The organism is Promicromonospora soli (genome assembly GCF_014653785.1).
GTDB classification, from domain to species: domain Bacteria; phylum Actinomycetota; class Actinomycetes; order Actinomycetales; family Cellulomonadaceae; genus Promicromonospora; species Promicromonospora soli.
Map to the genome: position 1 here is coordinate 893078 of NZ_BNAS01000001.1, position 14774 is coordinate 907851.

The 14774-nt window shown below is 72.8% G+C and carries 13 protein-coding genes; 1 reads left to right on the forward strand and 12 read right to left on the reverse strand.

What is annotated here, in order from left to right:
• Positions 1-2: 2 nt before the first annotated feature.
• Positions 3-1049, reverse strand: a complete 1047-nt coding sequence (locus IE250_RS04065; protein WP_189667942.1) for an ABC transporter substrate-binding protein — start codon at positions 1047-1049, stop codon at positions 3-5.
• 221 nt (positions 1050-1270) lie between these two features.
• A complete protein-coding gene (locus IE250_RS04070) occupies positions 1271-1786 on the reverse strand; it encodes a nucleoside deaminase (RefSeq protein WP_189667943.1) in 516 nt (171 codons plus the stop codon).
• A 128-nt stretch (positions 1787-1914) separates the two neighbouring features.
• Here IE250_RS04070 and IE250_RS04075 point away from each other — a divergent pair, with 128 nt between their 5' ends.
• A complete protein-coding gene (locus IE250_RS04075) occupies positions 1915-2886 on the forward strand; it encodes a DUF2332 domain-containing protein (RefSeq protein WP_189667944.1) in 972 nt (323 codons plus the stop codon).
• Positions 2887-2912: 26 nt separating this feature from the next.
• Here the strand turns inward: IE250_RS04075 and IE250_RS04080 are convergent, their stop codons facing one another.
• From IE250_RS04080 to uraD, 10 genes are all read right to left on the reverse strand, one after another.
• On the reverse strand, positions 2913-4313 hold the full coding sequence (locus IE250_RS04080; protein ID WP_189667945.1) for a glycoside hydrolase family 43 protein: 1401 nt from the start codon (positions 4311-4313) through the stop codon (positions 2913-2915).
• Positions 4314-4573: 260 nt separating this feature from the next.
• A complete protein-coding gene (locus tag IE250_RS04085; protein WP_189667946.1) occupies positions 4574-7288 on the reverse strand; it encodes a molybdopterin-dependent oxidoreductase in 2715 nt (904 codons plus the stop codon).
• Between the two features lie 25 nt (positions 7289-7313).
• The gene (locus IE250_RS04090; RefSeq protein ID WP_189667947.1) at positions 7314-8156 is read right to left on the reverse strand and encodes an FAD binding domain-containing protein; all 843 of its coding nucleotides are present in this window, start codon (positions 8154-8156) and stop codon (positions 7314-7316) included.
• A 7-nt stretch (positions 8157-8163) separates the two neighbouring features.
• Positions 8164-9000: a MurR/RpiR family transcriptional regulator gene (locus IE250_RS04095; protein WP_189667948.1), complete on the reverse strand. Its 837-nt coding sequence runs from the start codon at positions 8998-9000 to the stop codon at positions 8164-8166.
• Positions 9000-10340, reverse strand: coding sequence for an allantoate amidohydrolase (locus IE250_RS04100; RefSeq protein WP_189667949.1), 1341 nt, complete (start codon positions 10338-10340; stop codon positions 9000-9002). Before IE250_RS04100 ends, IE250_RS04095 begins: the two co-directional genes overlap by 1 nt.
• Complete coding sequence (locus IE250_RS04105) at positions 10337-11614, reverse strand: pyridoxal-phosphate-dependent aminotransferase family protein (protein WP_189667950.1); 1278 nt, start codon at positions 11612-11614, stop codon at positions 10337-10339. Before IE250_RS04105 ends, IE250_RS04100 begins: the two co-directional genes overlap by 4 nt.
• The gene (allB, locus tag IE250_RS04110) at positions 11611-13035 is read right to left on the reverse strand and encodes an allantoinase AllB (protein WP_229872115.1); all 1425 of its coding nucleotides are present in this window, start codon (positions 13033-13035) and stop codon (positions 11611-11613) included. The genes IE250_RS04105 and allB overlap by 4 nt, the downstream gene beginning before the upstream one ends.
• Positions 13032-13940 (reverse strand): factor-independent urate hydroxylase, encoded by a 909-nt coding sequence (pucL, locus tag IE250_RS04115; RefSeq protein ID WP_189667951.1) that lies wholly within the window; start codon positions 13938-13940, stop codon positions 13032-13034. The genes allB and pucL overlap by 4 nt, the downstream gene beginning before the upstream one ends.
• Positions 13941-14234 (reverse strand): hydroxyisourate hydrolase, encoded by a 294-nt coding sequence (locus tag IE250_RS04120; protein ID WP_189667952.1) that lies wholly within the window; start codon positions 14232-14234, stop codon positions 13941-13943. It lies immediately after the preceding gene.
• Positions 14231-14746, reverse strand: coding sequence for a 2-oxo-4-hydroxy-4-carboxy-5-ureidoimidazoline decarboxylase (uraD, locus tag IE250_RS04125; RefSeq protein ID WP_189667953.1), 516 nt, complete (start codon positions 14744-14746; stop codon positions 14231-14233). The genes IE250_RS04120 and uraD overlap by 4 nt, the downstream gene beginning before the upstream one ends.
• Positions 14747-14774 lie beyond the last annotated feature (28 nt).

Genomic DNA, 14774 nt, shown 5'->3' on the forward strand with positions numbered 1-14774 from the left:
GATCAGCCCTTGAGCTCGGGCTTCTCTGCGAGCAGCTCCTCCAGGAGCGACAGGTCGAAGACCTCCTCCTGGGTGGCGTCGATCCCGGCCGCCTCGAACGTCGCCATGTTCTGCGCCAGGAGCTCGTCGCTGATCGTGAAGAGGCCGTTCTCCGCGGTCTCGTCGGTGTTGACCAGCTCCTCGCACTGGACGGTGTTCTGCTCGACCTCCTTGTCCAGGTCGAGGTCCTGGTCCGCGCCGTACTCGTCGACGGCCAGCTTCGCGGCGCCCTCCAGGTCGGTGCAGGCGTCGGTCCATCCCTTGATCTCGGCCTCGAGGAACGCCTTGACCGCCTCGGGGCGCTCGGCGATGGTCTCGTCTGTGGCGATGACCGACTCGGCGACGAACGGCAGGCCGTTGTCGGCGAACAGGAGGTTGGTGACCTCCTCGCCCTGCGCCTCGACGATGATCGACTCGTTGGTCACGTACGCGAGGAACCCGTCGACCTCACCGTTGACCAGCGGCTGCGGGTCGTACTGCACCGGCACGATCTCGACGTCGTCCTCGGTGAGGCCGTTGGCGGCCAGGAGCGCGGAGAACAGCAGGCCGTTGCCGCCGTCCTGCACGCCGATCTTCTTGCCCTTGAGGTCCTCGATCGTCGCGATGTCCGCGCCGTCCTTGAGGGACAGGATCGTGAACGGGTTCTTCTGGAACGTGGTGCCCACGATCTTGATGGGCGCGTCCTCGTTGGCCACGACCTGGCCCACCGTGACGGCGTTCGTGAGGCCGAAGTCGGCCTTGCCTGAGGCGACCAGGTTCTCCGTGGCGCCGGGGCCCGCGTTGAGCGTGACGTCGCCGAAGCCCGCGTCGGTGTAGTAGCCCTTGCTGTCGGCCATGAACTCGCCGGCGAACTCCGCGTTCTTGATCCAGGAGAGCTGGACCGTGAGGTCGCCGAGGCCCTCCCCCTCAGCGGGGGCGTCGTCGCCGGAGGCGCAAGCCGCGAGAGCGAGCGAGGCAGCGGCCGCGACGGCCGTCAGGCGCAGTGCGCGCCCAGGACGGGAAAGCATCATGAGTGGTTCTCCTGTTGTGCTGGGTGGGGTGAGCCGAAACCCGCGTTTCTATCTCGCAGGACGGTAGGGACCTGCCGTTTCGGTTCCGCGTCGGCCGGTTACGCGGCCGTAAAACGTGCCCGCGCAATCGGATCGTTATGCGGCCGCAGCCGCTCGGTTCCGGGCTTCGCGGCGCGCGCGGGCCAGTGGCCCGTTGTCGGGTCAGTGGTCCCGCGGGCGGGTCAGTACGGGATACGCGCGGTGTGCGTCTGCCAGGCCTCGAACGGTTCGCCGGCCCGGGCGACCCGGCGCTCGACGACGGGGTTGGGCCAGGTCGACCGGTCGCGGTCGAGCAGCTCGTAGAACTCGCGGTCGTCGAAGCCGGCTCGCTCGGCGTCGTGCCGGTCTGCGGCGAACACCACGCGGTCCACGCGCGCCCACAGCGCCGCCGAGAGGCAGAGCGGGCAGGGCTCGCACGAGGCGTAGAGCGTGGCTCCGGCCAGCGAGAACGTGCCCAGCACCTGGCAGGCGGCCCGGATCGCCACGACCTCGGCGTGCGCGGTCGGATCGAGGTCGCGGGTCACGCGGTTACCGGCGCCCGCCACCTCGACACCCTCGCGCACGACGACGGCCCCGAACGGGCCACCGCCGTCGGCCACGTTCTGGGACGCGATCACGATGGCGCGGGCGAGCCAGGCGTCGTCGTCGAGGCCGACGGAGGCCCGGGGCGGTGTGTCGGACTCGATATGGCTGCTCACCCTTTGATGGTCGCACCACTGCGTTTCAACGGGGTTCCCAGCAGGTCACCCGCGTGAAACCTCTGTTTCGAGATCTGAGGGGGCGACGGGTCCTGAGATCGGTCCCCAGAGTCGCTACCGTGACCGGCATGGACACCGCCGCCGTCTACGCGCAGTTCGCCGAGAGCCAGGCCCTCAACGGCGGTTCCCCCACCTACCAGGACTGGGCGCGCGGCGTCGCCGCCGACCCGGAGTTGTGCTCCCTGCTGGACGGCTTGCCCGAGCCCAAGCGGCAGCCCAACCTGCTGTTCGCGGCGGCGCGGCTGGTGGGGGCGCCGTCGGGCGGCTGGGCCGGAGTGCGGACCTGGCTGCTGGCCGCGTGGCCCGAGGTCGAGCGCGAGATGCGGGCACGCGCCACGCAGACCAACGAGCCGCGCCGCTGCGCCACGCTCCTGCCGACCCTCGCGGCGATCGACGGCCCCGTCGCGCTGATCGAGGTGGGCGCGTCGGCGGGGCTGTGCCTCTACCCGGACCGGTATTCCTATGTGTACACGTCCCCCGACGGCGGCCGCACCCGCCTCGACCCGGCCGACGGCCCGAGCGCCGTCGTGCTGCCCTGCACCATCGAGGGCCCGGTCCCCATCCGGATGCCCGACGTCGTATGGCGCGCCGGCATCGACCTCAACCCGCTGGACGTGCGCGACCCGGCTGACCTCGCCTGGCTCGAAGCCCTCGTCTGGCCCGAGCACACCGACCGGATCGAGACGCTCCGCGCCGCCGCGCACGTGGTGGCGGAGGACCCCCCGCGCCTGGTCACCGGCAACCTGCTCGATGCCCTGCCGGATCTGGTCGCCGCCGCGCCCGCCGAGGCCACCGTCGTGGTGCAGAACTCCGCGGCGCTCTACTACCTCACGCCCGCCGAGCTGGTGACGTTCGAAGCCACGATGGACGAGCTGCGGCGCACCCGCGGCGCCGTCTGGCTGAGCAACGAGGGCTGGACCGTCCTGCCCGCCGTCGCGGCCAGGCTTCCCCAGGGCCTCTCACCCCAGTTCATCCTGGCCCGCGACGGCGAGCCGGTAGCGCTCACGGACCCGCACGGCCGGTCGGTGCGGCTGCTGTGACCCGCGCCCCTTCTAGCGCGTGATGTCTAGTACGTGATGTCGAAGGTGGCGTCCTGGCGGGCCGTCGCCGGCGAGCTGGGGCTCAGGACGTCGATGCGCAGCGCGTACCCGGAGTGGCGGATGTACCGGTCCGGGTAGTTGTAGGACCGGAACGACGTCCAGGAGCTGTCCCCGAGCCCCGCGGTGGGGTAGAACGTCGCGTCGGCGCGGAAGATCGAGGTGCCGTCGTTCGGGTCGAGCCGCAGGTTGTACGCGGAGTGCCGCAGGTACCTGCCCGGGAAGTTGACGGACTCGAAGGACACCCCGGCGGAGTCAGCCAGTCCCGGGACGACGCGCCACTGCTGGTCGGCAGTCGGGTCCATGGGGAACGGGTCGATCCGCGCGAGGTTGCCCGCGTGCCGCACGTAGCGATCCGGGTAGTTGGACGACTTCAGCCGGTTCCAGCTCGGGGCGCCCCAGCGGTCGACCAGCGCATCGTGCTCGGCCGACGTGATCGGGGTGATCGTCACGTGCTTGGCGTTGATCGGCGGGGTGAACGCCCGCTGGTTCATCGCCGACCACGAGCCGCCGTCGACGTTCGTGGTCTGCCAGCCGTAGACGACGGCGTTGGCCGGCGCGAACGAGTCGCCCCACAGCCAGACCGTGCTGCTCGTGTTCGACTTGACCAGCACCGGAGCCTCGATCGCGTCGCCCTGCCGCAGTCCGCCGCTGATCGTGGTGAAGCTGTTCGGAGCCCCGGTGGTCGAGCGCGCGACGTACAGATTGCTGTCGCTGAGATTCTTGTAGGACAGGTAGAACGTGGAACCGTCGACCAGGACGTCGCCGTCCAGGACGCTGAACCCCGGGTCGAAGAAGACCTCCGGGGTGCCCATGTCCACGAAGTCGGTCGTGTAGTTGACCATGAACACGTCGCGGGTGCCGTTGTACGCGGAGTAGATCACCGCGTACTGGTTCCGGGAGGGCACCCAGAACGCCTCCGGCGCCCACGAGTGCGTCGCCATGGAGTGCAGCTTGACCCGCCGGTAACCCGTGAAGCTGGTCAGGTTCGTCGAGTCCCACACGTGGATGTACTGGTTGTCCAAGTTGAAGACGCGCCCCTTGAGGTCGGTCGCGAGCGCCACGAACGTGCCGTCCTGCTTGCGCAGGAGGTACGGGTCGCGCAGACCTCCCATACCCTCCGTAGGCGTGGCGACCGGGTCGTTCTGGTTCAGCGGCATCCAGTCCAGGCCGTCACGGCTGACCGCGAGGTGCAGGGCGTAGCTGTCGCCGGACGCGTTGGGCGACTCCTTGAAGTAGCCCATGACGTAGGCGGAGTAGTCGTCGGCGGCGGCTGCGGGCGACGCGGTGAGGCTCACGGCGACGAGCGCGCCGACGGCGGCAGTGGCAAGTGCGGTGGACGCCGCGAGAAGGCGGTGGCGCAAGGACATCGGTGGTTCCCTCCGGGTGGGGCGGGCCGCGAGCGCGCGACGACCAGCGGGCGTTCGCCCGGCGCGATCACTGCGCTGTGTACTCGCGGTCCTTCGGCTGCGGTGACGAAGGTGGTGCACGACGGAGATGTGAGCGCTAACATCCGGCGACCCGCACAGTCTGCCGAGCGCGACTCGTCGCTGTCAATAGTCGCTTTGTCCGTTTGATCCAAGGTGTGGGACGAAACGCATCGACTGCGCGATTCCCGAGGACCAGCCGGTCAGGACTCGGTAGCGCGCAACAGCTCCCAGAGCCGGTCCCGCTGTATCGGCAGGTCACGCGGGCGCACCCCCGTGGCGTCCGCAATCGCGTTCGCCAGCGCCGGGGCCACGGGGTTGTACGGGGCCTCGCTCATCGACTTCGCGCCGCTGGGCCCGAGGCGGTCGACCGTGTCGGCGAACAGCACCTCCGTGACCGGGATGTCCGCCAGCTGGGGCACCCGGTAGTGCCGCAGCGTGCGCGTCACGACGACGCCGTCGCGCACCACCATGCGCTCGGTCGTCGCCGAGCCGAACGCCTGCGCCACCCCGCCGTCGATCTGCCCGCGGAGCTGCTCCGGATTGATCACGACTCCGGCGTCGGCGGCGTGCACCGACTGCAGGATCCGCACCTCGCCGGTCTCCCGGTGCACCGCCACCCGGAACCCGTGCACGTTGAAAGCCACCGACCGGGGCGACCCGTCATGCGTGGCCTCGGCGGAGACACCCCCCTCGGCTGTGGGCGTGATCGTTGCGTCTTCATGTCCCGGTATAGGCGCAATATTCGCGCCCGCAACCGTGGTGAGGTGGGCGTGCAGGGCGCGTGCCGCGCGCTGGACCGCCAGGCCCGCTACCACCGAGCCCGCCGACCCGAATGCGCCCGTGTCGTACCCGGCGGTCGCCGTGTCGGACGGCCGCACCCGAACCCGGGCGGTCGGCACCCCGAGCTCCGTGGCCGCGATCTGGGCGTGCACCGTCGTGGTGCCGTTGCCGAACTCGGCGGTCCCGACGTCGACCACGAAGTCGCCGTCGGCCGCCAAGGAGACCCGGGCGTGCGTGAAGTGCCCGCGCGGCGGGATGGTGGCGATCATCGCGAGCGCGATCCCGCGCCCGACCGACCACTCTTCGTTCAGCCCGGTCTCGACAGGCTCCGAGGGCCGCCGGGCCAGCGCTCGCTCGACGAGGTCAAGACACTGGTCCAGCCCGTAGGACCCGTACTCCAGGTCCCCGTCCACCGGCTGCCCTACGACAAAGGCGTCGCCCGGCCGGATCACGTTCCGCCGCCGCATCTCGACCGGGTCGATGCCGAGCCGCGCGGCCAGCTCGTCGATGGCGCCCTCGATGGCGAACTGCACCTGCCCGAGCCCGTACCCGCGGAACGCACCTGACGGCACGTTGTTCGTGTAGACCGACTCGGCGTCGACGCGCTTGTTCGGGGCGCGGTAGACAGCCATGGACTCGTGCACGCCGTGGAACAGGACGCCTGGCGCATGGTTGCCGTAGGCGCCGGTGTCCGCCAGGACGTCGATGGCGAGCGCCGTCAGGCTCCCGGCCTCGTCCGCTCCCGCCCGGACCGTGACCCGCATGGGGTGCCGGCACGGCACGGTGGTGAACTGCTGCTCGCGCGTGAGCTCCCACTGCACCGGCCTGCCGGTGCGCAGGGTCGCGAGCGCCACGACGTCCTCCACGAGGAGCTCCTGCTTGCCGCCGAACCCGCCGCCGACCCGGCCGGCCACGACGCGGACCCGGTCCTTGGGGAGGTCCAGGAGCCGGGCGAGCTCGTCGCGCACGAGGAACGGCACCTGGGTGGAGGTGCGGACGTGCAGGACGTCGCCGTGCGGCCCCGGCGCGAGCCAGGACCGCGCCCCGTGCGTCTCCAGCGCCACGTGGTTCACGCGATCGTTGGTCCAGGTTCCGGTCACCGCGGCGGCCGACGCCGCGAGGGCGGCGTCGACGCCGTCGTGCCCCGGCTCGGCATGCTCCTGGTGAATCTGCACGACGACGTTCCGGCTCGCCTCCGCGACGCGGTGCTCGGCCCCTGTCTTGCCGGGATGCAGCACGGGCGCGCCTGGCTGCCGGGCGGCCTCGGGGTCGAAGACCGCGGGCAGCGTCTCGTAGTCGACCTCCAGCAGGGCTACCGCCTCGCGCGCCTGGCGTGGCGTCTCGGCGACGACCACGGCCACCCGCTGGCCCACGAACCGCAGGACCGGGTCGAGGATGCGGGTGTCGTCGGGGTCGTCGAGGCGGTTCTCGTGCCGGGCGGTCGAGTACAGCGTGCCGGGGACGTCGTGGTGGGTGAGCACCAGGTGCACGCCGGGCGCAGTGCGGGCCGCCGCCGTCTCGATACGGGTGATTCGGGCGTGGGGGTGCGGGCTGCCGAGGACCGCGACGTGCAGCAGGCCGGGCGGCGCGGGCTCGTCCAGGGTGTACGGCTCGCGCCCGCTGACGACCCGGGCGGCGGCGGGCGCGACGACGGCGCGGCCGAACGCCTGCCCCGGCTCCGCGACCTCGGTGTTGACGCGGCCGGCCAGGGCGTCCCGGATCGACCGGTAACCGGTGCACCGGCAGAGGTTGCCCTTGAGTGCCTGCTCCGGCTCGGCGCCCGCCATCCCCGCGACCGTGCAGACCATGCCCGCCGTGCAGAAGCCGCACTGGAACCCGGCTGCCGCCACGAACGCCTGCTGCACGGGGTGCAGGTGGTCGGCGTCGGCGGAAGGGTCGCCGCCCGGTCCGAACCGGCCCAGCCCCGCGGCCGTCACCACGTCGGCGTCGACGGCCCGGTGCGCGGGGATCAGGCACGACTGCACGGGCGCGCCGTCGAGCAGCACCGTGCACGCGCCGCAGTCGCCTGCGTCGCAGCCCTTCTTCACGGCGGTCGCGCCCTGGTCGCGCAGGTAGGTGCGCAGGCACTGGCCCGGTCGGGGCTCGGCTGCGACGTCGGCGCCGTCGATCTTCATGCGTGGTTCCTCGTGCTTGGGGCCGTCATGCCGTGCCGCCCAGCTCCTCGAGCGCCTCGTGCGCCAGCCGCCGCGTCATCGCGGCGCGCCACGCAGGGGATCCGTGCGTGTCCTCGTACCAGGCGCTGTCGCCGGCGCCGGCGATCCCCTCGATCCGCCGGTCCAGCGCCTCGTGGTCGTCCACCCCGACCAGGAGCACGTGCGGCGCCGGCACCGACGCCGTGAGCACCAGTGCCACGTCGTCCCCGATCCGCCGCCCCGTCACCATGGCCGCTGTCCGTCCGTTAGGTGTCAGCGACGCGCGCCGGAACGCCGTCCGTTGCCCGAGCGCCGCCGCGGGCACCCGTACTTCCCGGAGCACCTCGCCGCCGGACAGCGCTACCGAGCCCGCCCCCGTGACCAGGTCGGACACGGCGACCTCCCGCGAGCCGCCATCAGGCGTCCAGACGACCGCCACCGCGTCGAGCGCCGCGAACAGCCCGACCATGGACCCGGCGGGCAGCCCCAGCGCGAGGTTCCCGCCCACGGTCGCCGTCCGGGCCACCTTCGCGGAGAGCGTCAGCGCCGCGACACACTCCCCCACGATGCCGAGCCCGCGGTACGGCCCCGGAACACCCGGCGGCCCACCGAGCGAACCCGGCCCGGACACCAGCTCCTCCAGCGTGCACGTCCCGGCGACCCGCAGCCCGGACCCGTCCACGGACCACGGCTCCCAGCCCATCCCGGTGAGATCCACCAGGCCGGTCACCCCGGCTGCCACCGGCTCCGAGTACAGGAACGTGCCCCCGCCCAGGAACGCCTCGCCGGGCCGGAGCGCACAGTCGGCGCGTGTCCGCGCCACCCGAACGGTGTCGATGTCAAGGTCCATGTGGCGCCTACCCCTCGTCGATCTCGCGCAGCAGCGCGTACCTGGCGTCAATCGCCTCGACGCGCGCGGTGGCGCCGTCGAGCGCCTCGTGCACGCGGTCGGAGAGCACCGCCACCACGCTGACCGCCGCCACCAGCGAGTCGAACGCGCCCTCCGTGGTGATCGGGCACTCGATCCACCAGGTCACGCGGCTGGCGAGGTGCCGCAGGCTCGAGTCGGCGAGCAGGAGCACGCGGACGCCGTCGGCCAGCAGGGACTCGACCATCTGTCCCACTCCGAACGCGTGCCGGCGGATCGAGACCACCACGACGACGTCCTCGGGGCCGAGGCCCACGAGGTCGTCCGCGAGCGACTGGCCGGGGGCCGGCGCGAGGTGCACCCGCCCGCGCACCTGGATCAGGTTGCGCCGCAGCTGGGTCGCCGGCCCGAGCGATCCCCGCCGTCCGACGACGACCACGTCGCGCGCCGTCGCGAGCGCGTCGGCGAGCTCGTCCAGTGCGGCCTCGTCGAGCGCCGAGTAGGCCCGCTCCAGGTTCTTGACCTCCTGCTCCAGCCGCTCGCGCAGGCCGGGCGAGGGGTCCACGGCTATCGGCAGGCCGCGCCCGCGCTGGACGCGCAGGTTCTCCCGCAGGCCCTCGAAGTCGTCGTAACCGAGCTTGCGGAACAGGCGGCTCATGGTCGCCTTGGAGACCCCGGCGAGGGCCGCGAGCTCCGTCGCGCGGTACGTCCCGAGGTCGCCGAGGTGGTCGAGCAGGGCGTCGGCGGCCCGCCGCTCCTGCGGCGACAGCTCGCGATAGCCGGCGGCGATCCGGTCCTCGAGCGGCGTGGCCCCGACCGACGTCATCAGAGCTCCCCCGGGATGGGAGCGACGGTCTCGAGCGGAGACCTGGTCTCGACAGGCTCGACCAAGGCCGGTCCGGCCGACCCGTGCACCCGGGCCAGCTCCAGCACCGCCGCCGTGTACGCGTCGAGCGCGACGCCCACGTCCTCGGGCTCGACGTGCTCGTCCGGGTGGTGGCTGATCCCGTCATGGCAGCGCACGAACAGCATGCCGACGTCGGTCACGGCGTCCATCGCCATGCCGTCGTGGCCGGCGGGGCTCCACAGCCCGACCACGTCGCCCACGGTCGTCCGCGTCGCCTCCGCGATGCCCGCCGCCACCGCGGCCTGCAGCCGTTCGGCGCACGCGGTCGACGGCGCCCGATGGGTCTCGGCGACCTCGAAGGTCACCCCGCGCTCCTGGGCGATCCCGCGGCCGGTCGCCGCGATCTCCTCCCACAGCGCGTCGCGCCCGGCGTCGGTCCGGCCGCGCAGGTCGAGGGTGAGCTCGGCCCGGCCGGGGATGACGTTCACCGCGCCCGGCTCCACGCGGATGTCGCCGACCGTGGCCAGGCAGTCGGTCGCCTTGGCCAGCTCCTCGATCCGGGTGACGAGGTGCGCGGCGGCGACCAGCGCGTCCCGGCGTCGGCTGAAGGGCGTGCCGCCCGCATGCCGGGCCTCGCCGGTGATCGTCAGCACGAACCGCCGCGCCCCGGCGATGGTGGTGACGTACCCGAGCGGCAGGTTCCGGGACTCCAGCACCGGCCCCTGCTCGATGTGCGCCTCCAGGTAGCCGACCAGGTCCTCGGGCCGGCGGGCGGCGTCGCCCACGCGGTCCGGGGCCAGCCCGAACCGCGCGAACGCCTCGCGCAGGGTGACGCCGTCGGCGTCGGCCTGGTCCCACCAGGCGGGGTCCCACTGGCCCGACGCCGCGCAGCTGCCCAGCAGCGCCTTGCCGAACCGGGTGCCCTCCTCGTCGGAGAACCCGACGACCTCCAGCGCGAACGGCAGGACGGTGTCCCGCAGACGGTGCGCGACGGCGATGGCGAGCACGACGCCGAGCATGCCGTCGTACTTCCCGGCGTCGGGCACCGTGTCCAGGTGGGAACCGAGCACGAGGGCGGGCTCGCCCGCGGTGCCGGGACGCTGGGGCGTACCGTCGGCGGAGCGCCGGCCCCAGATGTTGCCGGCGGCGTCGGTCTCGGTGTCGAGGCCTGCGTCGAGCATCCAGGCCCGGACCGCCGTGTTGGCGGCGGAGTGCTCGGGCGACAGGTAGACGCGCTGCAGGGCGTCCGGCCGCGACGAGTGGCGCGTCAGGTCCTCGCACCGGGCCATGACCCAGGCGGTGGTGCCGATCTCTGTCACAGACGTGCCTCCTCGTCGACGACGGTGTCGTAGCTGCTGGCGAGCAGGTCCATCGGGGCCGCCTTGTCGTAGACGGCTAGCGCCGCCGCGACGCCGCCGCCCGGCGGGGCGCCGAACCCGGCCCGGCGCAGCTCGTGCTCCAGGGCCGCAAGCGTGGTGAGCACCGCGTCCCGGCGGGCGTTGAAACCCATGGTCCCGATGCGCCAGACGACGCCGTGCAGCGGGCCGAAGGACGTGCCGATCTCGACGCCGAAGTCGTCCAGGAGGGCGCCGCGGACGGCGTCGCCGTCCACGCCGTCGGGGATCCGCACGGCGACCACGTTGTGCATCTTGTGGCCGACGTCGCCGAAGACCTCCAGGCCCAGCCCGAGCACGCCGGCGAGCATGGCCGCGCCGTGCTGGGCGTGCCGGTCCACCGCCGTGGCCATGCCCTCCGTCACCAGGAGGCGTGCGCACTCCCGGGCCGCGTACAGCATGGACGTGGCCTCGGTGTGGTGGTTGAGGCGGCGCGGTCCCCAGTAGTCCATGATCTGCGCGAGATCGAGATAGTTGGACAGGATGGGGACGCCGTGCGGCGCCACGTCGTCCGCCGTGCGGATCCCGGCCTCGACGTGCTTGCGCCGGTTGATGGCCGACGCCGCCGCGGGCGACAGCGTCACGGGCGCGCTGCCCGACGGGCCGCCGAGGCACTTCTGCAGCCCCGCCGTCGCGGCGTCGATGCCCCACTCGTCGGCGTGGAAGTGGTTGCCGCCGAGCGTGGCCGTCGCGTCGACGTACAGCAGGGCGTCGTGCTCGTGGGCGATCCGGCCGAGGTCGGCGAGCGGCTGGGCCATGGTCGTGGAGGTGTCCCCGTGCACGACGGCGAGCAGGCGGGGCCGCACCTGGCGGACGGCGTCCTCGATCTGGCCCGGGTCGAAGACCGTGCCCCACTCCGTCTCGATGGTGTGCACGTCGGCGCCGGCGCGCGCGCCGATCTCGGCGAGCAGGTGCCCGAACCGGCCGAACACCGGGACCAGCACCCGGTCGCCCGGCTCCAGCAGGGACACGAGCGCCGCCTCGATGCCGGCGCGCGAGGTGCCGTCCACGAGGAACGTCTGCTCGTTGGCGGTGTCCCAGACGGTGCGCCACAGGACCATGGCCTCGGTCATGGTGTCGGTCATGAACGGGTCGAACTGGCCCACCAGCGGCGCGGCCATGGCGCGCAGCACGCGCGGGTCGGCGTCGACCGGGCCGGGTCCCATGAGGAGGCGGGCGGGCGGATGGATCTGGGTCATGTGGGCCTCCTGAGCAGTGTCCCGCGGCTCCCGCCGGTCGAGGGCTCGACCAGCAGAGGCGCGACGGCGCCGGTGACGGTCAGGCCGTCGTACGCGCTGATCTTGTTGCGGTGCGCCATCTCGGCGGCGCGGAAGGTTGTGGTCGCCTCGGGGTCGTAGACGATCAGGTCGGCGGCGGCGCCCTCGGCGATCACGCCCTTCGGACGCGCTCCCCGGTCCAGGCCCACGAGGGCGGCGGTGTTCGCCGACGTCCAGCGGGAGACGTCGGCGAGCGGGACACCCCGGCGTCGGGCGGCGTCCGCCAGGGCGAGGAACCCCGCCTGCAGGCCGGAGATGCCACCCCAGGCCTGTTGCAGGTCCGTCTCGCCGGGTGCCGCGCCCCGGTACTTCTCCTCGGCCGTCGCCGGCGAGTGGTCGCTGACGACGCAGTCGAGGATCCCGGCGCGCAGCCCGTCCCAGAGCGCGTCCTGGTTGCCGTGGTCGCGGATGGGCGGGCAGCACTTGAAGGCCGCGTCGCCGTCGGGGATGTGCTCGGCGTCGAGGACGAGGTAGTGGTGGCAGGTCTCGGCCGTGACCGGCAGGCCCTCGTCCTTGGCCTCGGCGATCAGGTCGAGCGACCGCGCGGACGACAGGTGCAGCACGTGGGTGCGCGTCCCGGTCTCGCGGACGCCGTCGAGCAGCCCGGCGATCGCCGTCGTCTCAGCCTCGTGCGGGCGCGAGAGCAGGAAGTCCGCGTACGCGCGGCTGCCGCCGTGCGGGGCGGCCGCGAGGGCCGCCGGGTCCTCGGCGTGCACGATGAGCTGGCCGCCGAACCGCGCGATCCGGTCCATCGCGTCCAGGAGCTCGTCCCGCCCGAGCGGCGGGAACTCTGGCACTCCCGAGTCGGCGAGGAAGCACTTGAAGCCGAACACGCCCGCGTCCCAGAGCGGTTCGAGATCGGCGCCGTTACCGGGGACTGCCCCGCCCCAGAAGCCGACGTCGCAGTGCAGCTCGCCCCGCGCCCGCACCGCCTCGGCCGCCGCGCGCTTGGCCTCCAGGGCAGCCACGGTGGTGGTCGGCGGGAGCGAGTTGAGCGGCATGTCCACGATCGTGGTGACCCCGCCGAGCGCCGCCGCGCGGGTCGCGGAGGCGAACCCCTCCCACTCGGTGCGGCCGGGCTCGTTGACGTGCACGTGCGTGTCGACGACGCCGGGCAGCACCACCTGGTCGCCCAGCTCGACGACCTCCGGCGGGGCCGAGGGGGTGGCGCCCAGCACGTCGTCGGCCGGCCCCAGGACGGCATGCGGGTCGGAGGTTCCCCACCACACCTGATCGATCCGGTCGCCCTCGAGGCGCAGGACCGCCGGCCGGAGCTCGCCCTCGACCAGGACTCGCTCCGACGCGATGACCAGGCTCCTGCCGTCGCCGCCCCTCAGACTCATACGAATCCCCCGATCGTCGACCAGACAGGGTGCTCGGCCGTCGGCGCGCCGGACCGCTGGACCGCCGCCTCGATCAGCCCGTACGGCCGGTCGGCGGCGAAGAACACCTCGCCCGGGTTGTCGAGCCCGAACGGCTCCAGGTCGACGAGGAAGTGGTGGTTGTTGGGGCAGGACAGGCGGATCTCGGCGATGTCGTCGAACGCCTCCAGCACCGCCTTGCCCATCGCGTACACGGTCTGCTGCAGCGCCAGGGAGTGCAGGTCCGCGAAGGTCTCCAACAGGATCGAGCGGACCGCCCCGTACCGCTCGTCGTACTCGGCGGGGCCTGCCGTCTCGGTGAACGACGGCTCGTACCGCCACCAGGCGCTGACGTCGGTCGCGAGGATCCGGTCGTCGACCTCGGGCAGGGTCGTGTACCGGTCGCGCGGGAACCCGGAGAACTCCGACCCCGTGGACTTCAGGACCGTCACGTCGCGCAGCCCGGCCAGGACGGTCAGGCCGGCGTCGTCGGCGTGCACCAGCGCCGTCCGGCGCTCGGCCGCGCCCCGCACGAACGCGTGGTCATGGCCTTCACCGCCGGCCGTGATGCGCTCCCAGCCGTACTGCTCCGCCAGCCACCGGCCGCCCGTGATCTGCGGCGACTGCAGGAAGTGCCGCGCCAGCCGCAGCAGGAAGGTCTCCGGCGAGCCGACGCCGTCCCGGGCGAACGCGTTCACCGTGTTCTTCTGCGTGTCGGTCGCGATGACGCCCGCGTTGTCCCCGGACTCGTGCGTGGCCCGGAAGTCCCCGCGCAGCTGCGAGGTGACGCTCAGGTCGGTGATGCGGTGCCGCGCGGTGTCACGGTCGACCCGCACGAGCCGCACCTCGGCCTTGCCGTACTGGTTGGGACCCAGGACTATCGACATTCAGCTCCCCCGGTAGGTGGTGTAGGCGAACGGGCTCAGCAGCAGGGCCACGTGGGTGTGGTCGGGCCCGAGCACGACGTCGAGCACCACCTGCCCGAAGAACGTCTCCCGGTCCTGCGCCCCGAACCAGTCGCCGACGGCGAAGGTCAGGACGTGCCGGCCGGGCGTGACCTCGCCCCAGGAGATGCGGCCGTCGGCGTCGGTCACGGCCTGGCGGGTGCCGAGGGTGACCGCCAGGCCGGCGGCCGGGAGGCCGCGGGCGGCGTCGAGCACGTGGGTGGAGGCGGTGCTCACGGCGTCGCCTCCGTGGGGTCCGCGGGCTCCTCGATGAGCGTCTCCAGCCGCAGCAGGGCGATCTGACGCAGCTGCTCCGCGGTGACGAGGGCCTCCGTGGCGGGGTCGTTGGCGAGGCGCTCGGTCAGGTTCGCGAGGATCTCCTCCGCGGTGCGGCCGGCCGCCCGGACCAGGAAGATCCGGCCGAACTTCGCCTCGTACGCGGCGTTGCCCTCGGCGATCCGGGCGGCAGTCGCCTCTGCCGCCGTGGGCTGCTCGGTACGGGAGAGGCGCGCCTCGGCGCTGTCGCCCGACGCACGCTCGCCGATCCGCGGGTGGTGCGCGAGGGCGGCATCGACGTCGGCGGCCGTCCAGTCCGCCGCGGCGCGCATCGCGTGCAGCAGGAGCGTGTCCCGGCAGAGGAAGGGCCGGCCCGCCACGACGGTGTCGACCCAGGGGTCGACGTCGGCGCACGGGCGCACCGTCGCCGCGGCGTCGGCGGCAGGCAGAGCATTGAAGGTCGCGAGGTCCACGGAGACAAACCTAGTTTCAAACTGTCCC

Coding starts and splice junctions, on each gene's coding strand:
- IE250_RS04080 (WP_189667945.1), bottom strand. CDS start 4,313: ATGTCCTTGCGCCACCGCCTTCTCGCGGCGTCCACCGCACTTGCCACT.
- IE250_RS04065 (WP_189667942.1), bottom strand. CDS start 1,049: ATGATGCTTTCCCGTCCTGGGCGCGCACTGCGCCTGACGGCCGTCGCG.
- pucL (WP_189667951.1), bottom strand. CDS start 13,940: ATGTCGATAGTCCTGGGTCCCAACCAGTACGGCAAGGCCGAGGTGCGG.
- IE250_RS04095 (WP_189667948.1), bottom strand. CDS start 9,000: ATGACGTCGGTCGGGGCCACGCCGCTCGAGGACCGGATCGCCGCCGGC.
- IE250_RS04075 (WP_189667944.1), top strand. CDS start 1,915: ATGGACACCGCCGCCGTCTACGCGCAGTTCGCCGAGAGCCAGGCCCTC.
- IE250_RS04085 (WP_189667946.1), bottom strand. CDS start 7,288: ATGAAGATCGACGGCGCCGACGTCGCAGCCGAGCCCCGACCGGGCCAG.
- IE250_RS04090 (WP_189667947.1), bottom strand. CDS start 8,156: ATGGACCTTGACATCGACACCGTTCGGGTGGCGCGGACACGCGCCGAC.
- allB (WP_229872115.1), bottom strand. CDS start 13,035: ATGAGTCTGAGGGGCGGCGACGGCAGGAGCCTGGTCATCGCGTCGGAG.
- IE250_RS04105 (WP_189667950.1), bottom strand. CDS start 11,614: ATGACCCAGATCCATCCGCCCGCCCGCCTCCTCATGGGACCCGGCCCG.